This is a genomic window from Phycisphaeraceae bacterium, from assembly GCA_019636675.1.
Taxonomy (GTDB): domain Bacteria; phylum Planctomycetota; class Phycisphaerae; order Phycisphaerales; family UBA1924; genus JAHBXC01.
In genome coordinates, this window is sequence record JAHBXC010000002.1 from 483,387 (window position 1) to 507,459 (window position 24,073).

The following is a 24,073-nucleotide window of genomic DNA, read 5'->3' on the forward strand; positions in this document are numbered from 1 at the left end:
AGGAGGACTCCGATGAACGCATCCGACGCCAAGCAACTCGCCGATCAGGCCCTCAATGAGCTCGCCGACGCCCTCGCACGGGGCGACAGCGGGCGGCTCACCGCCTTCCTCGACACCATGGCCCGCTTCCACCGCTACTCGGCCACCAACCTCATGCTCATCCTCACCCAGCGACCCGACGCCACCCGCGTCGCCGGTTTCCACGCCTGGCGGTCCATGGGCCGCTTCGTCCGCAAAGGCGAGAAGGGCATCGTCATCTTTGCACCGATGCGCCTCAAGAAGCGCGCCTCGACCGACGCTGCGCAGGATGTCGCTGCCGGCGACGACACCGGGGGCGATTCCGGGGGCGACTTTATCCTCCGCTTCCGGGCCGTCCATGTCTTCGACATCGCCCAGACCGATGGCGAGCCGCTGCCCGACCTCGCCCGTCCTCACGGTGATGATGTCGCGGCGAGTGCGCTGGACCGTCTCAAGGCGCTCGTCGCCGAGAAGGGCATCGCCCTCGAGTACGCCGACACCCTCGGCGGCGCCTTCGGGGTCTCCTGCGGCGGCACCATCAAGCTCGCTCTCGACCTAGCGTCCGGGCCCGCCGACCAGTTCGCGACTCTGGCCCACGAGCTCGCCCACGAACTCCTCCATCGCGACGAGCGACGCAAGGAGCTCACGAGGACCGTCGTCGAGACCGAGGCCGAGGCGGTCGCCTACGCGGTCTGCCGCGCCGTCGGCGTCGACGCGAAGGACGCCTCGACTGATTACATCCGGCTCTACCGCGGGGACGCGGGAACCCTCATCGAGTCGCTCCAGCACATCCAGCGCGTCGCGGCCGAGATCATCGCGGGCATCACCGCCGACGAGGTCGCGACGGTCTGAGGCGCGATCATCGCCGCGCCCTTGGGCGGCCCGCGTGGCCGCCCTTCTGCTTGCGCGTCAGATCGTGCGTTGCTTCCGTGTTCATCTTGCTCGTACAGAGAAGCGAGAGTTGCCTTCGCGGTTTCAGGGCGTGCTGGCTCGCCAGGCGGCCGCCAGTTGAGCCCGTTCTGCGCGATCAAGCACGACAACCGCCGCACTTATGCCCACGATCACGACAAACGCCGCAGGCGCATGGGAAGCTAGGAGCAGCATGATGAGCCCAACGATCGCAGACAGCATGCCGAGGAAGGCGAGAATCCTGACGCTGACGATCATCCGGAATGTGCGACGGGGATCCCGCGCGACGAGCAGGTACGGCAACAGGAGCGGGATGCTCAGCACGAGCAGCGTGAGGCTTGTACCCCGCGCGGGGTCGTCGATCGAGCCGTTCAGGATGCAGAACACGCCCATCATCGCGCTGGTCAGGGCGCCGCCGACGGTCCATTTTCCGAAGGCGACAATCTCGCCCCGAGTGACACTTGATGGAGTGGAAGTCTTCATTGAGTTAATCCGCTTGCGTGCCGCCTGTGTGATCACCCCTGACCACCGCGTCGAGGTGACGAACGAGTTCGGCCGAATCGCATCCAGCGCGACACCCGTGCCGACCCGGCCTTGCGGGGTTGCGGCCATCGAACCGCCAGCGGTAGATGTTGGGCGTCGGGATGCGTCCGCCCTGCAGGTGGCCAAGCTGTGCGAGGAGCATCAGGGCCGCTCCGGCGCTGAGGAACGGCAGCGACGCGTCGAACTTCACGCTCCCGGAGGCGACCGACCCTTGAGAGCACGGGAACGCCGGCGCGGCAGACTTGTCCGGAACCCGGCACGCGGGACAGTCGTCCTTGCCGCGAACATGGCGGTGCGCCTGCGCTTCCCAAGAGCCCCCGTCTGTCGTCGCGTGCGCGAGGTAGTTCTTTCCGGAAAGGCTGACCTGACGCCTGATCCCGCCTTGGTCCGCGAGGGGGAGCACCAGATCCGCGTCCTCAATGAGAGCCAGGGGGGCCTGCATAAACCAGTCGGCGTGAGGCTGGATTCCGTAGCGCTCGGCCAGCACATCCACCTTCTGCTTGGCGCTTGCCGCGGGCACGATCGCGCCCGCGTCGGCGGCGAGGAACGGCAGGCAACGGTTCAGGTTGCTGACCTCCACGGTTTCGGGGTCAACGACGGTCCAGGTCCCGGTCCTGCCCGCGATGTTCAGCCAGTAGAGGAACGATGCGCCTACACCGCCGCCCCCGATCTGAAGCACATTCTGAAACGCGATCGGCTCGAATGCTGCCGGGCCCCGTTCCTGATCATCACCGTGCCGAAGCGTCCAGAGCGAGAAGGCGTCAGCACGGAGAGGCAGACCCAGCGAGGCCCGGAAGAGCCCGGCAGCGCCGAGACACGCCGCCGCACAGGCCCCCGGCGTCCCGGGCTCTGTTGTCAGCGATGATGCTCCCGGTGCGACAGCGCCACTCCATCCGCCCCATCCCACGGCGAGTGTTGGTTGCCCGGTGCGAAGCCGCACATCCCCGGCCGTGAGCCAGTGCCGAGGCGGTTCCACGCCGTTGATCTCGATGAAGGGATCGATCGCCTTCGCGAGGGACACCGACGCGGTCAGGAGGTCTGATCCTCCGGAGAGTGAAGGGACTTCCAGGCCGACGAGAGGCACATCGAGATGCACCCGTCGGTGGAACCGGACGAGCATGTTCACGGCCGCCAGGACAAACTGCTGGCCTTCCGGTGTAGACGCGATGTCGTGTGTGACCGCGAGACCTACAGGCGTCTCGGCGGCTCTCTCAAGCTCCGGAACGACCTCGGCGGTGCGCGCATCGCGGCGCCCGTAGAACGCAGAGCGATCGATCATCGCACCCCCCCCGCGAGCACTTCGGGCACGAGGCGGACCGCGTCCGGGCTGTCCTGGCCTACATAGACCCACTTGCCCGACTGGTACTCATGCACACCGAGCCCCTCTGCGAAGCCACCCCGACCGTAGTTCCCCACCACGAGCGAGAAGTAGCCCTCGTACGGCGCCAGGATCAGGCTGTCATCGCCGTCGGAGTGGATCGTGATGTCACCGGGGTGAGAATGAACCTGAGCGACGAGTTGCAGGCCGTACGCGCGCACCGTCCTCACAGCTCGACCGAAGCCCCGCTCGTCGGCGATGACATGCCGGGTCCCGTGGTCTGATTCGACCAGAACGGGAGCGATCACGAAGGCAAGGGTATCGACGCGGATCCCGGCCCAGAGCACGAGGCCTTCGTGGGGTCCATCGGGCCCGCTGGAAGCCATGAGCGCCGCTTGCGTCGTGGTCACGACAGCGCGAGGGACGATGAGCGTGCACCGGGCCTTGCCGGTGAGCAGCGGAGTCTGTCGGTAAGGCATCAGTTGACCCCCGGCGAGGCTTTAAGATGCGCCGTGATGATCGCGAGCATCTCCGTGAGCGTGGTCGCCCTCGCGACGCCACGGACATCCTTCCATTGCGACATGCCCCACTCGGGATGAGGACCCTGATGTGTTCCGTAGGCCAAGCGGTTGAACGGGGCGCAGATCACGCGGCTTGGATGGAAGATGCTGCCGTCGTTGCCCACGCTCCCTCTGTTGCTGGGAAACACGGACACAGCCTGGCCCTGCCCATCGACCTTCCAAAACCTCCACGCGGGAGGGTGAAGCGGGTACGCCTCAACCTCGGCGGTGAGCCGGAGTATGGCGCAGCCAACCAGATCAGACGGGCGATCGAAGGTGAGCAGCTGCCGCTCGGGATCCCACTGGAGGGTCCAGCGGTGTCGCTCGCAATACCCCTGAAGCGCGTCGAGTTCGAGTTCGACATGGTCCCGGACGATGTTGGCCGGCAGGACCATCAGACGCCCCCTCCCGTGCCCACGAGCTCAAGGCGCGTCCCCTCGCGGAGCGCAGCGGCCCGCAGCGTGATCGACCGATCGATCACCTCGTCATTGTCGCGCTGGAAGGTCGGGTTCTCGATCTCGACCCCGAACCCCGCCGCCGCCTCCTTGGCGGCCTCGCCGACGATGGTGGACGCGGGCCAGGTGAAATCACGGGGCGTGCGGGCGGACGGCGAGAAGATCGTGAGGGTGATGGTGTCGACGGGGCTGATCGGGTTCTGGGTGACCATGTTTCTAACTCCTATCGTTTGTGAAAATCACACCTGCGCGATGTGCGTGAAACGATAGCCCTCGGCGTCCGAGCCCGTCAATCGCACGCCCAGAAATTTTGCGCTTGTCGCGGAAACATTTTGTTTGCCTCGCAACCATTGCGCCGATAGACTGGGCTAAATGGCACGCTCTCGCAAACCTCAGGCAGACAAGGGCGGCACGGCCGATCCGCGTTATCTCGCGTTTGGTCAAGAGGTTGCGCGGATGCGCGCCCGCCAGGATCCTCCTTGGACCCAGCTCCAGCTCGCGGGTCAGGTCGGGTTGTCCCGGGAATCGATCGCGAACATTGAGGGTGGAAGGCAGCAGGTTCTGCTCCACCACGCTCTGGATATCGCCCGGGCGCTCGGAGTGACTCTCGCCGAGTTGGCGCCCGACACCCTGCCGTCGCCCGATTTCACGGCTCTTGTGAAAGATGAAACGGCTGAGCGTCGTGAGTTCGTGGAATCTGCTCTGATCAAAGCGAAACCCGTTCCCCAGAGCCGAAGCGCATGAGAACCTCCGCCCGCATACGACAGGCCGTCGAGCATCTGTTGGACGCGACCGGCACGGTCAAGCCCCCGGTCATGCCCTCGCGGATCGCGAACCATCTTGGCATCCAGGTCGTGCTCGCCGCGCCGCACGAAGGTCTGTCGGGCTTCTTGATGTCTGATCAGGCAACGGGAAGCCGCATCATCGGCATCAACGCCGCGCACCACATTCATCGGCAGCGCTTTACGGTCGCGCACGAGATCGGCCACCATGTTCTCCAGCACGCCGGGCAGCTTCACATCGACGAAGACCGCAAGATCAGCCTGAATGCGCGTTCGCCGCTTTCGAGCACGGGCGAAGACCCCGACGAGATCGAGGCCAACGCCTTCGCCGCTGAGTTGCTTATGCCGGAGCGGTTTCTGCGAGACGATCTCGAAAGGCTCTCCCCGCGCGAGGGCGACGACGACAAAATCATCCGAGAACTCGCCCGCAAGTACAAGGTAAGCGTCGCGGCGATGACCTTCCGGCTCGCCAACCTGGCCGGGCGTGGCCGCTCAGGATCGCTCTAGCCAGCGAGTAGCGGCCAAGATCATCGCGGGCCTCATCGCCGATGAGACGGCGGCGGTCTGAGGCGCGATACTTCGCCCCGCCCCTAGGCGACCAGTGTCGCCGCCCTTTGCCCTCGCCCGGGGAAGGGGCTGTGCCGCTCCCTCCCGCACCCCGCAAAACCCCTTGACACCCCCGCCAGAATGTGCCATCCGTCTCTCTGCAACCAAAACCACAGGGAGACACACGCATGGCACGCACCATCAAACCCTCCGACGCCGATGCGCTGGAGGCCAAGATCAAGATCGTCTCGTACTCCCGCGACATCCACGGCATGCTCGGGGGATGGTCCCGCATTCACCGGGCGGTGTCCTCCGCCAAGGAACGGGCCCATTTGCTCGACTTCGCCACGGTGATGTTCGAGGAGGTCCACGAGCTGGGCGGACATGACATGGACCGCGTCAAACGCATCCTGCCGCTGCTCCGTGACGCCGTCGCCGGCAAGCGCGATCCGGCCAAGACCGCCCTCGAGTGCGGCGAGATCGTCTTCAACGCCAAACTCGCCAACCTCAAGCACGACGGCATCGACGTGAAGTTCATCCTTGGCTAGACCGCCGCGCTCATTCGCGGCTGCTTGCGCAACACCCCGTGCGTTGCCTACCCTCAGCTATGACTGAAGATGACACCGAGGGCTCCGCAGTTGAACAGTGCCTGATCGTCTGGAACTGCCTGGTCGCCAAGTGGCTGCGGCGTCGCCACGCGCGATATATCGAGACCGCCGCCCGCGAAGGGTGTCGGCTCCCGGCCATTGCCGTGCGTGAGACCGGAGACCCGCGCGGTCGCGGCGTCTTTGCGTTGCGAGACTTCGGGAAGGGAGAGTGCGTGGAGGTCTGTCCCGTCGTCCCCGTGGCCACGGACCATGAACGCCTGCCGGTCGAACTCCGGAGGCGCGTCTTCGACTGGCTCGCTCACGCCGGAGGCCCCGAACCCTGCGCCATCGCCCTCGGGTACGGTTCGCTCTACAACCACGCCAACCCGGCCACACTCCGCTATCTGGCCGACGGGCCCCGGCGCTGCCTCCTCTTCGTCGCCGCGAGGCGGATCAGCACCGGCGAGGAACTCACCATCAACTACAACAGAACCATGGGAGGCCCGCGGTCGCTGCGGGACGACTGGTTCGAGGCCAACAGTCTCCAGCCGCTGTGACCAATGATTTTCAACTCATCCCGCCAGGCAAATCGCACGGGTAAGTCCGATCAACCGTCTCGGTTGGCAATGAGCCTTGGCTACCCCGCCCCCAACGTGGAAAGGCCCGCAAACCCGGAAGCGGTCTGCGGACCTGCGGAACGAATCCGCGATTATGTCGCCACTATCGCTTCAGCGATTGGTCGGTCAACGGTTCTGGTAGATGTCGATCGCGCGGAGGAGCAAGGTCGCATCTTGCGAGCAGACCGTCTCGTCCCCGTTGAGATCGACAGGATCGTTCATCCACTCCGACATGTCTTGCATGCAGACGACGGAGTCGTTGTTGAGATCGAAACCGCCAAGCAGCATCAGACCGCAGCCATCAGCGAGTTCAATGTAGTACTCAAAGACCACCGTGGGCTCACCGGTGACATCCACGCACACGATGCGATCCGCCTTAGGGACGATGCGGTACTCCCCGGTCGTCAGAGGCCACGCGATGGGGTTGCCGCCGCCGTCCTTGCGGACAAACTTCAGTCCGCGCGATCCGGTGCTGGACACAATCTCGGCGTCGATGTCGAACGCGTCAGTCCAGGTGCTTGCGCCGGTCTTAACCTGCACCTTCGCCGGCGTCCCGCTGCCGCTCTCGATCGAGGCCGGGCCGTAGAGCTGGAAGGAGATCTCGCCGTTGAAGGGGATGTCGTAGCACTCCATCATGGGATCGAAGATGTCGATCCCGGTGATGAAGACATAGTGGTGGTTGGCCGGGCTCGCGGTGCTCTCGTGCATCGTGAAGGGCGCGAGACCCGCGGCGCCGCCTCCGACAGCCGAAGGAAGCTGCGAGTACCCCTGGGTGAGAGTGGGCCCGCTGGTTCCGCCGAGTTTGACGTTGCCGCCCCACGACGCGCTGCTGTTCTCCGCGTTGATCGTGATCTGGCCTCGCAGCCCGGCCGGGGTTCCACCAGGGAGCTGTATGCGCGATCCTGTCGGGAGAGAACCGCCGATCCGGATGAGCTGCCCATCCTCGAAGGGATCGGCGAGTCGAATCACCCAGTCCACCCCAGACGCCTGAACGGCGTCTCCAGCAATATCGATCCCGACCTCGGGATCGAACGCGGTCGAGACGAGTGACTTGGTTTCGAGCGTGCCAACGAAGTCCCCGGAAAACCCGTTCCGGGCGATCGTGCGCAGCACGCCCAGCGAGGACTGGTTGCCCGAACTGCCGAACGTGTCGATCGTCGCGTAGATCTCGCTAGCCTCGATGACGCCGATCCCCTTGAACCCATTGATCACCACCGGAGCGGTCGATGCGCCGATACGACCATCGACGCGCAGCTCGTTGATCGACGCGTTGCTGATGTCGTTGACATCGGCGAGGAGATCTCCGCCGATGGAGATCGAGCCGATCTTGGGGTTGTTGAGACTGCCAAAGCTGACGGCCCGGATGCCGTTGTAGACATTACCATCCACGCGGAACGCCGCAATCTCCAATGCAGAAATGGCGGTTCCGGAGAGCCCGGAGATGCCCACATCACCCAGGATGCGGCCGTCCTCGATGATGATGGCGCCCGAGGACGCGACGACCCCTCGCAGGTACGAGGGGCGGAAACCGTTCGTGGTGCTGAAGCGGATGATGGCCGGAGCCGCGTTCGGGTTCTGGATGAAGACTAATCCAAGGGGCTCTCCGATGGATTCGTCGACGCGGATCTCGATGATGTTCTGATCCCCCACATCACAGATGATCTCGATGTCGGGGATCCCATCCGGAGTATTCGGGTCGTCCGGGGGCCCGACGTCAAAGATGTTGATGCTGCTCGTGCCCTGAATATCGACACGTGTAGGCGTTGCGTGCGCCAAACCCGCGACCAGACCGAGCATGAGTGCGAACGATGATGCGTGCATGCCTATCTCCTTCGAGTCATCGCGGCGAGTGCAACAACCACCAACACGCCCCCCGCCCCCGGAGCCGGAACCGCCGCCGCGATGCGGAGCACGCCGGAAGGGAAGACGACATTGAAGAAATCCCCGTACATCCACCCGAGGTGGTCGCCACGGAGAAGCAGCGACTCGGTGGAGCCGCCGAGGCTTCCAGCAAGACTGCGATACTTTGTGCCGATCGAATCCGGATCCTCCAGCCATTCCCTGCCGCCGCCGGAGACATCGAGCAGGCCCCAAGGGCTCTGCGTGCCGGGGTAACTCCCAACAGCGACCGGCATGCCCGGCGCGTCGTCGAACGACACGCCGAAATTCGTCTCGCCGCCCTGGCTCGGGAGGCCGGGCGTCAGACGCTCGTCGGTGGCGTTGGGGAAGAGCCACCAGCCGCCCTCGTCTTCACCGTGGCGGTTGGGGTCCCAGTACCCGGCCTTGTGCCACTCGTCGCTGGTGGGGATCCAGAACTTCGCGTCGGGGTTGCGCGCGGCCTGGTCGTTGTACGAGCCGTCGGGGTTCTGGGTGAAGGTGGAGGCGTCATACGCGCCGTTCTGGAAGACCGAGAGCGGAACATCGGGCCCGGTGGGCGCGCCGTTGTGCAGCCAGTTGGTGAATCTCGCGGCATACCTCCAGCCGACGAACGCTGGCAGAGGCGCTGCTTCGGGAAGAAGCCGGTAGGAGGGAACGCCGTTCGCACCTGGCCCGAGATACCGGGCGCCGGCTGTCAATGCGCTGTCATTGGGAGGCAGCCCGAGGGTTGGGATATGCGGTGCGAACGAGTTCAGGAAAGTGAACCATTGCGCGTTGGTGACCTCGGTCGTGGAGATGCGGTAGCGGTAGTCCACGCCGCCGAAGACGAAGGGCGGATCTCCCGGGATGCGCTGGAAGACGAAATCGGGGTTGCCGGGATCGCCGATCTCGCTGAAGGTGAGCCCGTGCTCCTGCGTGAAGCGCAGAAGGTGGTTGTTAGCAGCACCCTGCGAGATTGCGTCGCAACTCAGCATCGCTGCGGCGAGGGTGGTACACATCACGAGATGGGACTGGCGAAATGACATCGCGCTCGGACTCCTCTCTGAAGTCTTGGTCCTGCTCGCTCGCTTGTGGCCTTCACCCCCGGTTGCCCCGTTTGGCCCCCCGTTGGGTGTCAGCCCCAGTATCTGACGGACGACAAGATACAGAACTCTCGCGCCGCCGCAAGCCCGAAGGACCGAGAATCATGAAAAACTTCTCGGACCGGCCACACGCCGGTTGCTCCTGTGCTCTTTCAAGGTAGCGGCCCGCCTCCCTGACGCAAGACAAAACCCCAGAGATCGCAGGGATTTCTCGCTTCCGACGGGGCGATTGTGAAGGAGGGCAAGGAGGGGCGCCCGGCCTCGATGGCCCTCGCACGATCTTCACGGAAGATCGGACGGGCGTGCGTTCCGGGCAGGGGCTGGGAGTCGGCGGCTCTGGCGAAAACTGGGGCCCGCAGGCGGAGTTCGCTCACACCGGGCCGGGAACGGCACGAAAAAAGGCGGCGGATCGCCAGAGGCAATCACGCCGCCCTTCCGGGGGCCCCCCAATCTACCGCGATCGCCTGAGGCGTCAAGACCCTCCGCCGGTTTTCAGCGCGTTTTTCGCATGCGCGTGCCTGAGTGCGCGCTCGCGTCACTCGCGGTGGCGCACGCGTCGTGCGGTGTGCGTCTGAACGCGATCTTCGCCGCTCCCTTGGGCGGCCAGTGTCGTCGCCGCGCGTCGCCCGTCAAGGTCCCCACCGTGACCCCCTCGCTGCGCTGCGGGAGTCACGGTCCCCCCGCCGGGGGTTCCACCATTGACCGGCTCCGCGCAGCGGCGTGAGAGCGTCCCGCCATCAAGGCAAGCGGCGAGCCCCCGGCGTGGCTCGTCCATCACCCTTGGTGGAGAGCGGACCCATGATCGTGAATCTGAAGGAAGCGGAGTTGTTCGTCGAAGGCCTCAAGATGCGGCCCACGGCGGAACGCGTGCTCGCGGCCATCACGCATCAAGGCGCAACGCCCTGCGTGTTCCAGAAGGGCGTCACGATTGAGAGCATCGCCACCGCGAGCGGCCTGTCAAAGCACGTCGTCCGGGCGCGGCTCTGCGACCTGCGCCGGCTCGGGCTGGTCGAATCGGACCGGGTGCGCATCACGGACCGTGTGACAGACCCGAACCGGAAATACGCCCACTTCCTCACACCGGCAGGCGCGCGGCGCATCGCTTCGATCGTGTGAGACGGCGTGCATGGAAAGCCCGCCCGGGCTCATGAAGCGCGGGCGAGCGGTGATTTGGTGCGAAAGGGGGGGTTACTTCGTCTTCTTGTCGCCGCCGGGGGCGGGGGCCTTGGGGGTCTTGCCCTCGGGCTTCTTCGGATCGGGTTTCGGGTGGCTGCCGTTGGTCATGACATGCTCCTTCTCAGAAAGCGCGAGCAGAGCGCCGGTGCGGCGGTAGTACCGCCTCAAGGCGTCACGCGACGCCATCACCAGCGTGAGTTCCAGCACGAGGAACACCACCACGAGCAGCGTCTGCGGCGCGTCGATGGTGTAGACAGACGACCGCCAGGCGGCGGCCGCGAACAGCCCGGCCAGGGCGGTGTTGCCGTAGAACTGGTAGTAGCGGAAATGGTCCTCCACGAGGCGCTCGAACGCCGGGAGCCGGTCCGCGAGCAGCGCGTCGTTCCAGACGGGGCGAGTGAGCCCGGTCGCGTGGTGGGCGGTGTCGATGACGGCCCAGCGAAGCGCGTTGAGCATCATGCCGGCGACGACCGACGCCGCGGTGATGTAGAGCACGCCCCCGATGGCGAGGGTGGAGGATCGGGGGTCCGACCCCAGCAGCCAGAGCCGCAGGGGCTCGAAGACAGTCGCCAGCCCGCACAGGAGAGTGAAGCCCGGGAGGACATAGGCGATGAGGAGGCCGAAACTGCGGATCGAGGTCGTCTGCACCGGGCGGGCCTGGGTTGGGGTTGGTTTCCACAACCCGTGCCATAGCCGGGACATCGAGTCAAGGCCTGATCCGGAATCCGGCCCGTGTTGGCATACGAGGGTCTGCACGCCTTTCGCCTCCTGTTGCTAATATAGCAACAGGAGCGACGAAGTCTAGGTTGCTGCCGGAATGGCAGCACGCCCCCAGCACACGCCCGCGTATCGGCGACTCTGCGACCTGCTCAGGCGTATGCGCGAGGAGGCGGGGATGACCCAGCGCGACCTCGCGAAGAAGATGCGATTCCATCACACCATGGTGCACAGGAGCGAGACGGGGGACCGCCGGATCGACCCCGTCGAGTTCATCGCGTGGTGCCGGGGTTGCGATCTCGACCCGTCTGAACAGATCCGTTTGCTCGATCGCGGGTCGCGTTGAGGTCCCGGGTTCCGGGTCACACCGATGGGACGCGGTTTCGCGCAGCAGTGGGTCGGGAGTTCTCCGAATCGCGTGCACCGGTCTGACGGCTATGCTGGACCAATGACTGCCCGGCGTCACCACTACATCCCACAATTCTTGCTTCGGAACTTTGCATCCCGTCGCCAAAGCCAGAAGCGATGGGTCATCCAGTTCACCCGAGAGTCGGAGCCTCGCGAGATATCCACGCGCGACGCCGCGGTTGCACGAGACTTCTACGGCGTGGGAGACGACACGCTGGAACGAGCACTCTCGGCGCATGAGAGCGAGCATGCCGTAGTGGTCGCCAAAGTGCTCGGGGGAGAGGATCCCCAGCGATTCGGAGAGGCATTGGGCAGCATGATCCGCCTGCTCGCGTATCGATCGAGAATGTTCCGCGAAGGATTCCTGGAGGGCGCGAGCGGGGCATTGCGCGAGATCGCGAGCACTGCAACACGCGAAAACATAAGCAATTTCGTTGAGCAGAATTTCGAGAGGGTGTTAGAGGACATGCGGTGCAAGATGCCAGGCTTGCCGCCGGAGCAGCAGCAGGTCCTGCAGCCTGTTCTCAGCGAGCCTGCACTCGTCGCAGAGCTGAAGCGGCAGTTTGCACGGCACTGCCGAACCAGACGAGGTGCGGAGGGGCTTGCGAGTGTGATCCGTCAAGTGCTCGAAGGGGTAGACCTCGCGACTGTTGTTCCGAAAAGTCACAACGAAAGCATGAGCCGGTCACTTCCTCGTGGGCTCGCACTTACAAAGTCGGGCGGGGTCTACTGGAGTGTTTTGAGGGCGCGCTCGAACAGCGTCATCCTCGGGGATAATGTCGCCATCGCCTTTCCATCCGAGGGATCGCCGGGGCATCTAAGCAAGCACAATACCGCGTGGAGTGAGATATACGCCCCGATTGCCCATGACACGATTCTGGTAGCGTCTCGTACCGATGATCCTCCTGGGCGTGGTCTTAACGAGATCAACGCGGCCGCAGCAGGAACCTCGCAGCGGTGTTTCTTTGCATCATGCGATGGCACGGCGTGGAGAGATCTTGCAAGCCGGATCGGGGCGGAAGGCCCGTTGCTCAGCGAGGAGGATGTCAAGCGAGCGTCGCAGGGCGTGTGGGATGCTTCGATTTCGAGCTGATACACTCAGACGATGCACCCGGATGATCCAAGAGCCATCTTCCTTGAACCGATGCAGTTCCTGTGCGCTGAGACGGTGTTTGCATCATATGTCGAACAAGCTCGGCGTACGCAAGACATTCTGGTCGTCAGTTGGTATGACGAGTGCCGCCTGAGTGTCGAGTTGCAACGAGCTGTGGAGTTCTACCACGGTATCTTTCATCTTTGTGAGCGATATCGATCATACAGCTCGTTGTTGCTGGCGCTGGCCGCGTCAACGGGTATAGGGCCACTCCGATCCGGCGCGGATGCGGAACGCGCGATTGTCGAAGCGGCATCGTTGAGCGGTCGAGGGCTCTTCCTTGCCGGGGTCGAGCAACTTCAGCCGAAGCACTTCGCGGCCTTACGGGGCTTCCATCGAGAGGTTCCCTTCATGGTCTTGACCTCGTCATCGTCCGAGCCCCTGGACTGGGCGAAGGATGAGTCAACGGGTGGTCACTTCAGCAGTCGAACCATCTTCCTCGACCTCAACGATCAGTAGCTTTTGATGCCGTGTGATCAACACACGCCACGCGAGGCCAGGAGCCCGCGTCATTTCGGGAAGATCGGAGCCAACGGGTGCGTGAGTCCCTCAGAGTGCTCCCCGAACAGCACTTGATCGTTCGTGCCGCGTCGGGGAGGAAGTCGGGGTGGGGTTTCGCGTAGATTCTGGATGTGTCCTGCTGGGAGTGCCCGAGCATGCCCTCGATCCGCCTGAGTTGATGCTCCAAGCCCACGGTGACCGTGGTAGGATGCCATGATCGGTATTTACTCGGTCCCGGTGTTGTGGTAGGACGAGTCTCCGGGGGAGAACGCATGGCCAAACGAACAAAACACGCTGCAACATCACCGAGCGACGAGCCGTCGGACACCGGCCTCGTCCTGTTCCAGCCCGCCGACGGGGCCGCCCTGCGGGTCCGCATCGAGGGTAAGACCGTCTGGCTGACGCAGCGGCAGCTCGCGGACCTCTTCCAGATCACGCCGCCGACGGTCAACGAGCACCTGAAAAACATCTACGCCGAGGGCGAGCTCGACCCCGGCCCAACTATTCGGAAATTCCGAATAGTTCAGGCCGAGGGCGCCCGGCAGGTCACCCGGACCGTGGACCACTACGCCCTCGACGCCATCCTGGCGGTCGGGTACCGCGTGCGGTCCGACCGCGGCACCCAGTTCCGCCAGTGGGCGACGGCCACGCTCTCGGAGTACCTCGTCAAGGGCTTCGCCCTCGACGACGAGCGGCTGAAGGAAGGCCGGTCCCTCGGGGCCGACTACTTCGACGAGCTGCTCGCGCGCATCCGGGACATCCGGGCGTCGGAGCGCCGCTTCTACCAGAAGATCACGGACATCTACGCCACCAGCGTCGACTACGACCCCGCCGCGGGGGTCACCAAGGACTTCTACGCCACGGTCCAGAACAAGCTCCACTGGGCGATCCACGGCCGCACCGCCGCCGAGGTCATCAGGGCGCGCGCCGACGCTTCGAGGCCCAACATGGGGCTGACCACCTGGAAGAACGCGCCCGGGGGACCGATCCGCAAGCACGATGTGAGCGTGGCGAAGAACTACCTCAGCGCCGAGGAGATCGACGCGCTCAACCGCATCGTGACCATGTACCTCGACTACGCCGAGGATCAGGCGAAGCGCCAGAGCCCGATGCGCATGGCCGACTGGGTCCGCAAGCTCGACGGATTCCTCCAGTTCAACGAGCGCAACATCCTCACCCACGCCGGCAAGGTCTCGGCCGAGATCGCCAGGGACCACGCGGAGCGCGAGTTCGCCAAGCACGAGGAGGCCCGCAGGCTGCGTGAGGCGAGCGAGCCGACCAGCGACTTCGACCGGTTCGTCGAGAAGACCAAGAAGCTCCCCGAGCCCGGCGCAACGAAGAAGGCGCCCGCGAAGCGCTCGCGCGGTAAGCCCTCGAAGGACACCGACGCCTAAGTCTGCATCCCTGCCGCGTCTGCGTGGATGATTGTCTCCGCGCGTGCCGCGAGCGACGGTCGCGCGGCCCCCGGGGGCAGCGTCGATCGATCGCCCACTTCCCCGAACAATGTCTCGATGGTCCGCGCCGCGTCCAGCAGGAAGTCGGGGTGGTGCTTCGCGTAGATCTCGGTCGTGCGCTGCTCGGAGTGCCCGAGCATCCCGGCGATCTGCCGGAGCGGCACGCCCGCCGCAGCCATGAGCGTCGCGCCGGTGTGGCGCAGCGTGTACGGCGTGCAGTCCTCGATGCCCGCCCGCTCGCACGCGGCCCGGAAGGCCTTCTTGACGCTCCGCACCGGACGGCCGTCCTTCTCCAGGATGTAGCCCGCCTCCGAGTGCGCGATGGCGTCTTCAAGATACGGGCGCAGGCTCGGCGTGATGGGCACCACAGGCCGACGCTTGTTCGACTGGATCGAGCCCGGGGGCAGGAAGTCGATGCGTCCCCAGTCGAGGTCCACCTGCTCCACGCGCAGCGAGAAGATCCCGATGGGGCGCTGGAGCGTGTGCAGCGCCAGCATCACATACAGGCGCAGGTGGGGGAGATGGCACTCCGAGAGAAGCCGCCGCACCTCGTGCACGCGGAGGAACCGGTCGCGCGGCGGCGGGTTGGGAAGCATCTCGACATGAGGCACGCTCTCGATAAGGCCCCTCTTCCACGACGAGCGCATCGCCGCCTTCACGACGCCGAGCTCGCGGTTGAAAGTCGCGTTGGACGCGGTGAACCCTTGCGAGAGCAGCGCACGCCGACGCCACTCCACATACCGGCGCTGCGCGTCGAGCCCGAAGTCAGCGACCGACTCGACCGAGTCGATCTCCATGAACTCGCTCAGGTGCTTGAGCACGGTGAGGGCCGCGGGGCGGAAGGGCCTTGGCCCCGCCGTCTTGCTCTCGACATAGTCGGCCAGGACTTCGAGGAGCGGCACGCGCTCGGCGGAGCGTTTGGTGGGCTTCAGTCGCTCCCGGGCGTACTCGACCAGGAAGCGCTTCGCCCCGTCAAGATCGCGTGTGCGCGTGCTCTCGCGCACTGCGCGGCGGGATCGGGCGGGCCGCCAGTAGATGAAGTAGTTGGGGGAGTCGGGTCGCGTGACGAGCGTGAAGCCCTCGTACTCCCACACCGGTTCATAGAACATCCTTCGTCGCCTCCTTGGCGTATCTGGTTGTCGAGGTAGTGGCGGAGCTGCTCCGCCGTGTGGAAGACGCGCCGCCCCAGCCGCACGCAGCCGAGACGGCCGGCGACGCGTTCGCGGTGCAGCGTGTTGCGGTGCACCCGCAGCGCCCGCGCGGCTTCCGCGGTGGTCAGCAGCCGCGGCAGCCCGGCAAGAGAGCGCTCACGCTCACCCCCACGGCCTCGCAGAGCAGCAGGGCTCTCGAAAGTGGGAGCGGGATCGTCCCGTCCTCGTGGTCGGCCAGCTCCTCGATGGGCAGCCCCGCCTTCGACGCGAGCTCCTCCAGCGAGAGCATCGACCGGCGCCGGAGCGCCCGCAGGCGCTCCCCGATCTCGTGGTCCATGCGCTGCTCTGTCTTGAGCCCGTGCAGGCGGTGCGTGAGCGGTGGTCCCATGCGCGTCGTCCTCCTCGGCTCCATGACGCGCGCGCACAGGGCACGAAGTCAACCCGCGACCGGCGACCGGCCCCCACGTTGCACGGGTGCCGTGGCGCGGAATCCGCGCGCCCCGGGTACTCTCGCCGCTCACCAGATCGGCTCCACACCGGGGTAGGGGATGGGCTTCTCCCCCCGCGCCTTGAGGAGTTCATTGGCGGCGGCCATCACGCGCTTGGTGTCGGCGATGCGCCCGTCGAGGAGGAACCCGCCGCGCTTGGCGTGACGTACGCGGGGGCCGAGGAGATCGATCGCGCGCTGGAGCGGCGGCGAGGGCCAGACATCGTGCGGGTCGGCAGGCGTCGCGCGTCGAGAGGGTTTGTTGTCGTTGGCGGGCCGACGCGGCTTCGGTCGGGCTTCGAGGACCGACCACGGGTAGATCGTCTGCTCGCGCCCGTGGCGGTCGATGACCACGCGGACGCACCTTGGAGGGTCGGGGTCGAGGAAGTCGGCGAGCGTGACGGCCCCGCCGGTGAGATCCTCGATGCGGTGCATGAGTTCGGGAGACGGCAGGCGCTCCCCGTTGACATATCGCAGCACGGTGCTGCGGCTTTTCACGCCCAGCATCGTTCGGAGCTGCTGGGGCGTGATCGAGTGCTTCTGCATGAAGTCGGCAAGTTTCATGAGGGTCGTGTACCGCATCCAAAAACCCGCCGGAACCCTGTCCCCGCAACGGTTGCGGCGATCGGTACAGTGGTGTGGAGGCACGCCGATGACCCATGCGGGAGCGTCCATCCCGACCATGCGATTGTCCGTCCGCGCCGCCGACGCGAGGGTCGAGCTCGCGGCGCAGTCGGTGATCCGCACCTGCGTCGAGCGGCTGGGGCTGTCCGAGGTCCCGCTGCCGATCCCGATCGACGACTGGATCGAGCGGCCGCTGGGCTACCGCTTCAGCGTCGCGGGCGAGGAGGAAATGGGCGCGGGCGTGCTGGGAATCGCGCGGCGCTCCGAGCACGAGATCCTCGTGAGCGAAACGCTGCTCGGCAACGAGGGCCGGTACCGGTTCACCTGCGCCCACGAGCTCGGGCACATGACGCTCCATGCTTCCAGAGGCTTTGAGCGCGATCAGTACCGCGATGAGGTGATGCCGCACCCGGCGGGCGCGCCCGAAGTGGAGCGTGAGGCCGACCGGTTCGCCGCCGCGATGCTCATGCCGATCGACCTGCTCCCGGCCGCGTTCGCGAGGATCGCTCTGGAGAAGCGGCTGCATGCTTCGTGCTTCGACCTGCTCCGCGGCGACGACGTGCGGGCCGTCTGGCTGTGGCGTCGGTGCTTCATCCCAGCGCTCGCCGAGCGGTTCGCGGTCTCCACCCAGGCGATGGTCTACCGGTGCCGCGAGGTCCGGCTCCCGGGGCAGAAGCGGCTGCTCAAGCCCTCGCTGATACCGCTACTCGTTGCGCCCGAGGAAGCGATCGCACAACTAGACCTCGACGCGGTCGTTGTGCGTGAGGGCGTGCCGATCTTGAACTGACGCTTTCAGGCTGTGCCCTTCGACTGTCGCACTTGAAGAGTGGGACAGGCTCCGTTTCCGAATGAGCAAGGAGTGAATGGCAACCAGCAGCCAGACCATGTTCAGTACAGCGGGAGGCCACGCTTTGGAATAAATGCAGTAGGCCGCAATCAGCAGAGCGCCGATTGCATTTATGACAAAATAAGCAGCGCTCCGAATTCGCTGCTGAAAGGCGAAGGACAGCAGCAGCAGCGACATCCCGGTCCAGCCCATGATTGAGACGAACAAATTCACTGCCCAATTCCTCGATAGAAATCTCGAATCTCGCTCGAGGTGATGCGCTCTCTGCTGGTCCGCATAAGCCCCTTAAGCAGGTCCTCGGACACATCGTAATCGATCAGTGTCCATCGCTGATCTTGAAGCTTAAAGGGGCGAGATTGATGTATGTAGTCGGTGTCAAGGATCTCTTTGCGGATGACTCGTTTGCGGTCTTTGTCGGCAAATGTTACATACACGATTTTCTCGTTGAGCCCAAGCCAGGGGGTCTTCAGCCAATAAAACCTGACGCCCTTGCGTCGTTCGCCGCCTTCTAAAGCGTCAGGATTAGAGATCAGTTGGAACCTATGGCTGCTCTCAAGGTCGAAGTGGCCATACTCGTCGAGGTCCATCCTGGCGGCTTCGCCAAGCATTGCATTGAGAACGAGCCTTGCGTGCATTGTGGCGTTCTTCAGCCAGTTGAATGTGTCGTCGACAGCTTTCTTGCGCTCGTCGAGTTCTTTCTGCAAGGCTCTATTATCGCCGGCGTCATTGGCCTCTTGGCGCTTGCCTTCTTCAATCGAATTGAGGAAAGCTTGGGCTGGAGAATCGTGGAGGAGGTAGTAGTTGAACTCAACGCCGCGCGCTGCCGCTGAGATAATGGCTCTTCGAATTCGTGAGGCGTCACGCTCAAGCGGTGGGATGCAGGTTGCTAGAGAATGAATGTCTCCGTCTTGTAGCTGATCCAGCTCGGCGACGACATAGTCCATGTATGCGTCACCGCTGAGCTTTCTCGCCCGCGGAAAGTGGTCGACTAGCTCTCGAAGCCCCTTCAGTGTCGTTACCACTCTGTCGTTCAAGAACGAGATCGCCGACTGTTCTGCATCTCGACGGGGGTTCGTCGCCTCGGCAATCAGGCGATGGAGGTGGCCCGCTGTCATTCCCATCGCGGCGGCCAGCAAGTCGACGTCGATCCCCTCATCTCGAAACCACCTGATGTGGGTAGCAACGGCTTCGCGACGTTCGTCAGCCGTTAGGGCAAGCTTGTTCCGGCTGGGGTTTCTCTTGGCGGTCATTCGGATGCCTCTCCTTATCGGATAACCCTATACCCACGATCAGGTAAAATCATAAAAAGATCCGCGCGCATCGAACGGGCGGCGGTACCATGAGCACAGGCTAGGTGCGAAGAGCGAACGAGGCGACTAGATCCGCAACCGGGATTCGGTCCGGGTCGTACCAGAACTAGTGATCAGCGCTGGCGCTGGGCGGCTCGGAGGGCCCCAGGATTGAGCAGGGACGCGATGCTGTCCTGTTGCGTGTGCATCGCGAGCAAAACAAAGAGAAGTCCTCGCAGGGCTCGTTCGGGGGTTCGGCCGCTGGCGGTGGCCCCCACATTCGGGTCTGCAGGCATGACCGAGTACCGTTCGCCGGAGTCTGACAGTAGTAGCGGCGTTCGCTCTAAGTCCGCAATCCACTGAGTATGTGCGGGGCCCACAGCTTGGGCGAATTCGTTGCGGACTTTGATGAAGTCGGAAAGGAAGATCGTTCTTGACATAGTTCCTGAAGAGAAGGTAGTGGACTGTTGTTGCGAATTATGCATCTTGCATCGCATATGCAGATCCAATTGTCAAGGCTGGAAACGGCCAGAAGGGGCGGTGATCGAATGAGCGCGTTTGCCTCTGGTCCCAATATGTCGACGCCGTTGGCGGATGTCCAAATGGTCGCCCGGTTTGACGATCAGACACTTTTGCGAGGCGTTGACCTCGCTCGTTATCCCGTCGAGCTCATCGTCGGTGAACTTGTTCGGTGTGGCATCACGTTCAAGTTCAGCTGTCTTGATGGCGTCTGGAACCTTAACCTCTACGGGATGAACAGCTTCGTCATTGGACACCGGGGCGAGGTCGACAATTCTCTGCCGCATCGAGGAGTCTTCCTCGAGCCTCAGGAGTTCGCGAGGCTTCAGAACGCCGTCCATATCTACGGGCTCGCGCGTTAGGCGGTTTCGATACTTGACTCAGGAAGATGGCATGTTAGCATAAAAGCGTACAGGCGATGCCGGTCCACCTCGCTCCCCCTTTGGAACTCCCCGTGACTCCCACTCCCGGACAGCCCAGGATGCCCATCGGCGAGGTCCTCCGCGCCCGTCGCGTCGAGGGGATGGGCAAGGGCCTGCGCGACACGGCAAGTGCGCTCGGGGTCGCGCCGGCGCACCTCACGGACATCGAGAAGGGGCGGCGCTCGCCCTCCGAGAAACTCCTCCTCCGCATCGCCAGGGTCTACGGCATTGATGAGGCGACGCTCCGGGCCGGGTGGGGCAAGGCCGAGACGGTGGTGGGGGAGATCGCGTCGAGCAGCCCGACCGCCGCCGCCAAGGCGCCCGACCTTCTCCGTGCCGCCAAGGGCCTTGACGCGGCGCAGTGGGACGCCCTCATCGCTCAGGCTCGCGGCATGGCCGCGAAAACGACCCGCAAGCAGCCCCGACCCAAGACGACCGAGTGACCCCTTTGCGTGAGGGCGCCGAGCCTTCTCACGCGATCAGTGTTCGCACAAATGCTAACAGATGGCCCGCAGGAACAAGGAGACCTTGCCATGCCAGCCCGAACCGATGCACCGATCCCCGCGACTCCTGTCGTTGCCCCGTCCCTGATGACCGCCCGTGAAGTCGCATCCCTTCTCTCGATGTCGGAGCGCTCCGTCTGGCGCGCGGCGGCAGCGGGGGATCTCCCCAAGCCCCTGCAGATCCGGGGATGCTCGCGGTGGATTCGCGACGAGGTCGAGACTGTCATCCGCAAGGCGGCCTCGCGCCGCTGATCGAGAGAGGAGAGAGACATGATCGCGAGTGTTTTCCGCCACAGCCGCCGCAAGGACGGCAGGCGCGTCATCGGTCGGACCTACTGGGCGCAGCTGCGTCTCAATCCCACCGACAAGCTCGAACGCTTCTCGCTGCACACCACCGACAAGCGCGTCGCCGAGAAACGGCTGCGCGAGATCGTCGAAGAGCGCGAGCGTGAGGCGGCGGGGATTCTCTCGCCCAAGCCCCAGCGCGAGGCCGCCGGGCGGCCCTTGGCCGACCATCTGAAGGACTACCTCGCGGACATGAAGGCGCGGCAACGCTCGCAGGCCCACACTAAGCATGTGCGCCTTCGTCTCAACCGGCTGCTGCACGAGTGCGGGTGGACCCTGCCCAAAGATGTCTCCGCGGACTCGTTCATGATGTGGCGCGCGAAGGAGACAACCTCGCCCAAGACCGTGAACGAGTACCTGAGCGCGGCGCACTGCTTCATGGAGTGGATGCACCGCGCCGGTCGAACGCCGCTGAACCCGCTCTCGACCGTCCAGCGCGCCGAGACGCGCGGCGCCGAGCGCATCAAGCGGCGGGCCCTCACCGACGAGGAGGTCCGCTCGCTGCTCGCGGTGGCGGGACGGCGCGCGGTCATCTATCTGGCGGCGCTCCACACCGGGCTGCGCTACGGCGAACTCAAGCAGCTGCAGTGGGGCGACCTGCACCTCGACGCAGCCCAGCCGTACCTGATGGCGCGGGCGTCGACCACGAAGAACCGCAAGGACGCGGCGGTGTTCCTGCCCGAGGAGCTCGTGGAGGCGTTCCGGGCGATGCGGACCGAGGAGGTCCGCGAGGGCGCGAAGGTGTTCAAGGGCATCATGCCCATCCGCAAGACTTGGCGGGCCGACTTCGACGCCGCGGGCATCGCCCGCGCCGATGACCGGGGCCGCCGCGCGGACTTCCACGCCCTGCGTCACACACTGGCCTCCAACCTCGCCCGGGCGGGCGTGCCGCCCCGGCTGGCGATGGAGATCATGCGGCACAGCGACCTGCGGCTCACGGTGAAGACCTACACGGACGCCGCGGCCCTGCCCACGGCGGCGGTGGTCGCGGCGATGCCGCGCTTCACGCCGGTCATTCCCGCCGCGGGGAGCCCCCCGCAGTACGCACAAATAGACGCACAACGATTGGACGCTCCCAAGCAGGATTTGGCGTTTGGTGGCGCTTCGGCCCTCCCGACGACGATCGCCGAAATGGCGATCGAAGTGCTTGATCTGGAAGGGGATGGACGCGATCTGGCAGGGGGTGTCATTCCCTGTCAGAACGCGAACGAAAAGTGGAGCCGGGGGGAATCGAACCCCCGTCCCGTTACAGTCTCCATGTCGCCTCTACGCGTGTAGTCGTCGATTTATTCTCGGTCTCGCGTCCGCCGACGACGGCGTCTGAGCGAGCCCTTGATCCCGGTGGTTTCTCACTCTCACACCCGGGGGTCCCCGTGTGAGAGCCAGCCCGCTGTCGTCTATCCCCGCCCTCGCGGGCATCGGGCGGGGATAGCGCTGCTGAAATCTCAGGCAGCGAGAGCATACTGCGTGTTGGCAGTTATGAATGTGCACACTTGGTAACGCGGCTTGCGTGCGCCGCGACGCGCCACGACATGCAGAACATGTCCGGTCGAAACCTGTCGGCCCCATCGTGTCAAAGAGCCCCCGCCGCGAGGGGCGGGGTCATCGGATGATACGCATCACATCGGGCTTTGTTCGGGCGCGGTTCAGCCGGGCAGGGCCGCGCCGGCGCGCTTCGCCTCGGCGCACGACGCAAGCATCAGCGATTCGGTCTTGCTCGGGTCGACATCCAGAGAGTCCGCCACCACCTGGGCCGCCGTCTCGGCGCCCAGCAGCGACATCGTCGCGCCCATCTGTTCCAGGAACAGCGTGTTGGCGTCATCGGGCGAGCGGGCGCCCCCCAGCGTCGCGAGCAGCACGGCTCGGCACGACAGCAGCCCTCGCGAGCCCTCCATGCTGTAACGGAAGGTCTTGCCCGGCTGCGCCACGCAGTCGATCCACTGCTTCAGGCGCCAGGGCGCCCCGAAGTTCCACACGGGCGAGGCGATCACCAGCAGGTCGCAGCGCAGCAGCGGGTCGAGGAGCAGGTCGAGGGCGGCGAGGTCGTGGCGTTCGTCTTCGGTGAGCGGGCGGTGCATCGACGCGTGGTAGGCCGCGGCGCCCTTGGTCGCGAGGTCGAGCGAGTGGCCCTGCTCGAAGACATCGAGTTCTGCAACCGTGAACCTGCGTCCGGTCGAGCGGAGCCCGTCGAGGAACGCGTCGGCGAGGCGGCGCGAGCGCGAGACGCCGGGGGAGGAGGCCGAGGGGCTCGCGATGACGAGGTGGACGAGCAGGGGGGTGTCTTTCGGAAGGGGTGACCGGGGAACGATAGGATCGGGCGATGGACGACCACTTTCGGCTTGCCGTGATCATCCCCGCCGCGGGCGCTTCGCGTCGTTTCGGCGGGCGGAGCAAACTGGATGAAGACCTGGGGGGCAGGCCCGTCCTGCAGCGCACCGTCGAGATGTGGGTGAACCGGCCCGAGGTCTCGCGCGTCGTCGTCGCGGGGCCCGTCGAGCCGGCGGGCGCCTTTGAGGAGTTCACGCTGCGCCACGCCGACCGGCTGAACCTGCTGGGCGCGACCATCTGCCGCGGGGGGAAGGTCCATCGCTGGGAGAGCGTGAAGAACGCGCTGGAGTCGCTGGGCGACGAGGGCTTCAGCCATGTCGCGGTGCATGACGCGGCCCGGCCCTGCGCGAGCATGGACCTGCTCGACCGGGTGATCGAGGCGGCGCGGAAGTTCCCGGCGGTGATCCCGGCGATCGACCTGCCCGACACGATCAAGCGCGTCGCGAGCGAGCCGGTGCGCGACGAGGCGCCCGACCCGCTGGCCGCGCTGCTGGGCGTGGGCGAGGAGGGGGGCCCGAGCGGGCCGACCTATCGCGCCGTGGAGGAGACGGTGAGCCGCGAGCGCGTGGTGGCGGTGCAGACGCCGCAGGTGTTCGAGAAGGGGCTGCTGCGCCGGGCGTACGGGCAGAAGAACCTCGACAGCACGGACGACGCGCAGCTGGTGGAGCGTCTGGGCGAGCGAGTCGTAGTGGTGGAGGGCGAGCCGACGAACATCAAGATCACGCGCCCGAGCGACATGAAGATCGCGATGGCGGCGCTGGGGCTGAAGGCGGCGGCGGGGCGGGAGACGCATAAGCGTTTTTGAGGCAATGGGCAATCGGCAGTGGGCAATGGGGGGAGAGGGAAGGGAGCAG

At 65.2% G+C, this 24,073-nt stretch carries 27 protein-coding genes, 1 other RNA gene and 1 pseudogene; 14 read left to right on the plus strand and 15 right to left on the minus strand.

Features of this window, described 5'->3' with window-relative positions; translation table 11 throughout:
- Positions 1–12 precede the first annotated feature (12 nt).
- Positions 13–870 (plus strand): hypothetical protein, encoded by an 858-nt coding sequence (locus tag KF684_08635; GenBank protein MBX3352990.1) that lies wholly within the window; start codon positions 13–15, stop codon positions 868–870.
- A 123-nt stretch (positions 871–993) separates the two neighbouring features.
- On the opposite strand, the gene KF684_08640 is transcribed toward KF684_08635, so the two are convergent.
- The 5 genes from KF684_08640 to KF684_08660 are packed head-to-tail and all read right to left on the minus strand — an operon-like array spanning position 994 to position 4,015.
- Positions 994–1,410 carry a hypothetical protein gene (locus tag KF684_08640; protein ID MBX3352991.1) on the minus strand — a complete coding sequence of 139 codons (417 nt, stop codon included), beginning with the start codon at positions 1,408–1,410 and terminating at the stop codon, positions 994–996.
- Between the two features lie 4 nt (positions 1,411–1,414).
- Positions 1,415–2,749 carry a ThiF family adenylyltransferase gene (locus KF684_08645; protein ID MBX3352992.1) on the minus strand — a complete coding sequence of 445 codons (1,335 nt, stop codon included), beginning with the start codon at positions 2,747–2,749 and terminating at the stop codon, positions 1,415–1,417.
- Positions 2,746–3,267 (minus strand): Mov34/MPN/PAD-1 family protein, encoded by a 522-nt coding sequence (locus KF684_08650; GenBank protein MBX3352993.1) that lies wholly within the window; start codon positions 3,265–3,267, stop codon positions 2,746–2,748. Before KF684_08650 ends, KF684_08645 begins: the two co-directional genes overlap by 4 nt.
- A complete protein-coding gene (locus tag KF684_08655; protein MBX3352994.1) occupies positions 3,267–3,743 on the minus strand; it encodes a hypothetical protein in 477 nt (158 codons plus the stop codon). The genes KF684_08650 and KF684_08655 overlap by 1 nt, the downstream gene beginning before the upstream one ends.
- The gene (locus KF684_08660; GenBank protein MBX3352995.1) at positions 3,743–4,015 is read right to left on the minus strand and encodes a hypothetical protein; all 273 of its coding nucleotides are present in this window, start codon (positions 4,013–4,015) and stop codon (positions 3,743–3,745) included. Before KF684_08660 ends, KF684_08655 begins: the two co-directional genes overlap by 1 nt.
- A gap of 160 nt (positions 4,016–4,175) precedes the next feature.
- On the opposite strand from KF684_08660, the gene KF684_08665 reads away from it, so the two are divergent.
- From KF684_08665 to KF684_08680, 4 genes are all read left to right on the plus strand, one after another.
- Entirely contained in the window at positions 4,176–4,547 is a 372-nt protein-coding gene (locus tag KF684_08665) for a helix-turn-helix transcriptional regulator (GenBank protein MBX3352996.1), read from the plus strand.
- Entirely contained in the window at positions 4,544–5,092 is a 549-nt protein-coding gene (locus KF684_08670) for an ImmA/IrrE family metallo-endopeptidase (GenBank protein ID MBX3352997.1), read from the plus strand. Before KF684_08665 ends, KF684_08670 begins: the two co-directional genes overlap by 4 nt.
- A 227-nt stretch (positions 5,093–5,319) precedes the next feature.
- Complete coding sequence (locus tag KF684_08675) at positions 5,320–5,679, plus strand: hypothetical protein (protein ID MBX3352998.1); 360 nt, start codon at positions 5,320–5,322, stop codon at positions 5,677–5,679.
- A 59-nt stretch (positions 5,680–5,738) separates the two neighbouring features.
- On the plus strand, positions 5,739–6,275 hold the full coding sequence (locus KF684_08680) for an SET domain-containing protein-lysine N-methyltransferase (protein ID MBX3352999.1): 537 nt from the start codon (positions 5,739–5,741) through the stop codon (positions 6,273–6,275).
- Positions 6,276–6,461: 186 nt separating this feature from the next.
- Here the strand turns inward: KF684_08680 and KF684_08685 are convergent, their stop codons facing one another.
- On the minus strand, positions 6,462–8,156 hold the full coding sequence (locus KF684_08685; protein MBX3353000.1) for a hypothetical protein: 1,695 nt from the start codon (positions 8,154–8,156) through the stop codon (positions 6,462–6,464).
- 2 nt (positions 8,157–8,158) lie between these two features.
- On the minus strand, positions 8,159–9,211 hold the full coding sequence (locus KF684_08690) for an SUMF1/EgtB/PvdO family nonheme iron enzyme (GenBank protein MBX3353001.1): 1,053 nt from the start codon (positions 9,209–9,211) through the stop codon (positions 8,159–8,161).
- An 882-nt stretch (positions 9,212–10,093) separates the two neighbouring features.
- On the opposite strand from KF684_08690, the gene KF684_08695 reads away from it, so the two are divergent.
- Entirely contained in the window at positions 10,094–10,411 is a 318-nt protein-coding gene (locus KF684_08695; GenBank protein ID MBX3353002.1) for a hypothetical protein, read from the plus strand.
- A gap of 72 nt (positions 10,412–10,483) precedes the next feature.
- On the opposite strand, the gene KF684_08700 is transcribed toward KF684_08695, so the two are convergent.
- Complete coding sequence (locus KF684_08700; GenBank protein MBX3353003.1) at positions 10,484–11,119, minus strand: hypothetical protein; 636 nt, start codon at positions 11,117–11,119, stop codon at positions 10,484–10,486.
- Positions 11,120–11,288: 169 nt separating this feature from the next.
- Between KF684_08700 and KF684_08705 the strand changes: the two genes are divergently transcribed.
- The 4 genes from KF684_08705 (at position 11,289) to KF684_08720 (ending at position 14,644) form a co-directional block, all read left to right on the plus strand.
- Positions 11,289–11,534 carry a helix-turn-helix transcriptional regulator gene (locus tag KF684_08705; protein ID MBX3353004.1) on the plus strand — a complete coding sequence of 82 codons (246 nt, stop codon included), beginning with the start codon at positions 11,289–11,291 and terminating at the stop codon, positions 11,532–11,534.
- Positions 11,535–11,636: 102 nt separating this feature from the next.
- The gene (locus tag KF684_08710; GenBank protein ID MBX3353005.1) at positions 11,637–12,689 is read left to right on the plus strand and encodes a DUF4238 domain-containing protein; all 1,053 of its coding nucleotides are present in this window, start codon (positions 11,637–11,639) and stop codon (positions 12,687–12,689) included.
- 12 nt (positions 12,690–12,701) lie between these two features.
- Positions 12,702–13,208 carry a hypothetical protein gene (locus KF684_08715; GenBank protein MBX3353006.1) on the plus strand — a complete coding sequence of 169 codons (507 nt, stop codon included), beginning with the start codon at positions 12,702–12,704 and terminating at the stop codon, positions 13,206–13,208.
- Positions 13,209–13,522: 314 nt separating this feature from the next.
- The gene (locus KF684_08720) at positions 13,523–14,644 is read left to right on the plus strand and encodes a virulence RhuM family protein (protein ID MBX3353007.1); all 1,122 of its coding nucleotides are present in this window, start codon (positions 13,523–13,525) and stop codon (positions 14,642–14,644) included.
- On the opposite strand, the gene KF684_08725 is transcribed toward KF684_08720, so the two are convergent.
- The 3 genes from KF684_08725 to KF684_08735 all read right to left on the minus strand — a co-directional run bounded on the left by KF684_08725 (position 14,641) and on the right by KF684_08735 (position 16,906).
- Positions 14,641–15,813 (minus strand): site-specific integrase, encoded by a 1,173-nt coding sequence (locus KF684_08725; protein ID MBX3353008.1) that lies wholly within the window; start codon positions 15,811–15,813, stop codon positions 14,641–14,643. The two genes, KF684_08720 and KF684_08725, sit on opposite strands and share 4 nt — an antisense overlap.
- A gap of 166 nt (positions 15,814–15,979) precedes the next feature.
- On the minus strand, positions 15,980–16,243 hold the full coding sequence (locus KF684_08730) for a helix-turn-helix transcriptional regulator (GenBank protein ID MBX3353009.1): 264 nt from the start codon (positions 16,241–16,243) through the stop codon (positions 15,980–15,982).
- A gap of 129 nt (positions 16,244–16,372) precedes the next feature.
- A complete protein-coding gene (locus tag KF684_08735) occupies positions 16,373–16,906 on the minus strand; it encodes a helix-turn-helix transcriptional regulator (protein MBX3353010.1) in 534 nt (177 codons plus the stop codon).
- A gap of 88 nt (positions 16,907–16,994) precedes the next feature.
- Between KF684_08735 and KF684_08740 the strand changes: the two genes are divergently transcribed.
- A complete protein-coding gene (locus KF684_08740) occupies positions 16,995–17,753 on the plus strand; it encodes an ImmA/IrrE family metallo-endopeptidase (protein ID MBX3353011.1) in 759 nt (252 codons plus the stop codon).
- A gap of 269 nt (positions 17,754–18,022) precedes the next feature.
- On the opposite strand, the gene KF684_08745 is transcribed toward KF684_08740, so the two are convergent.
- Positions 18,023–19,063, minus strand: a complete 1,041-nt coding sequence (locus tag KF684_08745; protein ID MBX3353012.1) for a hypothetical protein — start codon at positions 19,061–19,063, stop codon at positions 18,023–18,025.
- 551 nt (positions 19,064–19,614) lie between these two features.
- Positions 19,615–19,962 carry a hypothetical protein gene (locus KF684_08750; GenBank protein ID MBX3353013.1) on the minus strand — a complete coding sequence of 116 codons (348 nt, stop codon included), beginning with the start codon at positions 19,960–19,962 and terminating at the stop codon, positions 19,615–19,617.
- Between the two features lie 113 nt (positions 19,963–20,075).
- On the opposite strand from KF684_08750, the gene KF684_08755 reads away from it, so the two are divergent.
- Together KF684_08755 and KF684_08760 are read left to right on the plus strand one after the other, a co-directional pair.
- A complete protein-coding gene (locus tag KF684_08755) occupies positions 20,076–20,486 on the plus strand; it encodes a helix-turn-helix transcriptional regulator (GenBank protein MBX3353014.1) in 411 nt (136 codons plus the stop codon).
- 330 nt (positions 20,487–20,816) lie between these two features.
- A pseudogene (locus KF684_08760) lies at positions 20,817–21,854 on the plus strand (tyrosine-type recombinase/integrase).
- A gap of 249 nt (positions 21,855–22,103) precedes the next feature.
- Here the strand turns inward: KF684_08760 and ssrA are convergent.
- Positions 22,104–22,458: a transfer-messenger RNA gene (ssrA, locus tag KF684_08765) on the minus strand.
- Positions 22,459–22,537: 79 nt separating this feature from the next.
- Complete coding sequence (locus KF684_08770) at positions 22,538–23,200, minus strand: NAD(P)H-dependent oxidoreductase (GenBank protein MBX3353015.1); 663 nt, start codon at positions 23,198–23,200, stop codon at positions 22,538–22,540.
- A gap of 11 nt (positions 23,201–23,211) precedes the next feature.
- Between KF684_08770 and KF684_08775 the strand changes: the two genes are divergently transcribed.
- Positions 23,212–24,024, plus strand: coding sequence for a 2-C-methyl-D-erythritol 4-phosphate cytidylyltransferase (locus KF684_08775; protein ID MBX3353016.1), 813 nt, complete (start codon positions 23,212–23,214; stop codon positions 24,022–24,024).
- Positions 24,025–24,073: the final 49 nt, after the last annotated feature.

What these genes read in the sequence shown, in the direction of transcription:
- KF684_08680 (MBX3352999.1), top strand. Translation starts at nt 5,739, where the DNA reads ATGACTGAAGATGACACCGAGGGCTCCGCAGTTGAACAGTGCCTGATC.
- KF684_08670 (MBX3352997.1), top strand. Translation starts at nt 4,544, where the DNA reads ATGAGAACCTCCGCCCGCATACGACAGGCCGTCGAGCATCTGTTGGAC.
- KF684_08725 (MBX3353008.1), bottom strand. Translation starts at nt 15,813, where the DNA reads ATGTTCTATGAACCGGTGTGGGAGTACGAGGGCTTCACGCTCGTCACG.
- KF684_08740 (MBX3353011.1), top strand. Translation starts at nt 16,995, where the DNA reads ATGACCCATGCGGGAGCGTCCATCCCGACCATGCGATTGTCCGTCCGC.
- KF684_08640 (MBX3352991.1), bottom strand. Translation starts at nt 1,410, where the DNA reads ATGAAGACTTCCACTCCATCAAGTGTCACTCGGGGCGAGATTGTCGCC.
- KF684_08775 (MBX3353016.1), top strand. Translation starts at nt 23,212, where the DNA reads ATGGACGACCACTTTCGGCTTGCCGTGATCATCCCCGCCGCGGGCGCT.
- KF684_08735 (MBX3353010.1), bottom strand. Translation starts at nt 16,906, where the DNA reads ATGAAACTTGCCGACTTCATGCAGAAGCACTCGATCACGCCCCAGCAG.
- KF684_08720 (MBX3353007.1), top strand. Translation starts at nt 13,523, where the DNA reads ATGGCCAAACGAACAAAACACGCTGCAACATCACCGAGCGACGAGCCG.
- KF684_08650 (MBX3352993.1), bottom strand. Translation starts at nt 3,267, where the DNA reads ATGCCTTACCGACAGACTCCGCTGCTCACCGGCAAGGCCCGGTGCACG.
- KF684_08710 (MBX3353005.1), top strand. Translation starts at nt 11,637, where the DNA reads ATGACTGCCCGGCGTCACCACTACATCCCACAATTCTTGCTTCGGAAC.
- KF684_08705 (MBX3353004.1), top strand. Translation starts at nt 11,289, where the DNA reads ATGGCAGCACGCCCCCAGCACACGCCCGCGTATCGGCGACTCTGCGAC.
- KF684_08695 (MBX3353002.1), top strand. Translation starts at nt 10,094, where the DNA reads ATGATCGTGAATCTGAAGGAAGCGGAGTTGTTCGTCGAAGGCCTCAAG.
- KF684_08660 (MBX3352995.1), bottom strand. Translation starts at nt 4,015, where the DNA reads ATGGTCACCCAGAACCCGATCAGCCCCGTCGACACCATCACCCTCACG.
- KF684_08685 (MBX3353000.1), bottom strand. Translation starts at nt 8,156, where the DNA reads ATGCACGCATCATCGTTCGCACTCATGCTCGGTCTGGTCGCGGGTTTG.
- KF684_08690 (MBX3353001.1), bottom strand. Translation starts at nt 9,211, where the DNA reads ATGTGTACCACCCTCGCCGCAGCGATGCTGAGTTGCGACGCAATCTCG.
- KF684_08730 (MBX3353009.1), bottom strand. Translation starts at nt 16,243, where the DNA reads ATGGGACCACCGCTCACGCACCGCCTGCACGGGCTCAAGACAGAGCAG.
- KF684_08750 (MBX3353013.1), bottom strand. Translation starts at nt 19,962, where the DNA reads ATGGACGGCGTTCTGAAGCCTCGCGAACTCCTGAGGCTCGAGGAAGAC.
- KF684_08665 (MBX3352996.1), top strand. Translation starts at nt 4,176, where the DNA reads ATGGCACGCTCTCGCAAACCTCAGGCAGACAAGGGCGGCACGGCCGAT.
- KF684_08655 (MBX3352994.1), bottom strand. Translation starts at nt 3,743, where the DNA reads ATGGTCCTGCCGGCCAACATCGTCCGGGACCATGTCGAACTCGAACTC.
- KF684_08645 (MBX3352992.1), bottom strand. Translation starts at nt 2,749, where the DNA reads ATGATCGATCGCTCTGCGTTCTACGGGCGCCGCGATGCGCGCACCGCC.
- KF684_08635 (MBX3352990.1), top strand. Translation starts at nt 13, where the DNA reads ATGAACGCATCCGACGCCAAGCAACTCGCCGATCAGGCCCTCAATGAG.
- KF684_08745 (MBX3353012.1), bottom strand. Translation starts at nt 19,063, where the DNA reads ATGACCGCCAAGAGAAACCCCAGCCGGAACAAGCTTGCCCTAACGGCT.
- KF684_08675 (MBX3352998.1), top strand. Translation starts at nt 5,320, where the DNA reads ATGGCACGCACCATCAAACCCTCCGACGCCGATGCGCTGGAGGCCAAG.
- KF684_08715 (MBX3353006.1), top strand. Translation starts at nt 12,702, where the DNA reads ATGCACCCGGATGATCCAAGAGCCATCTTCCTTGAACCGATGCAGTTC.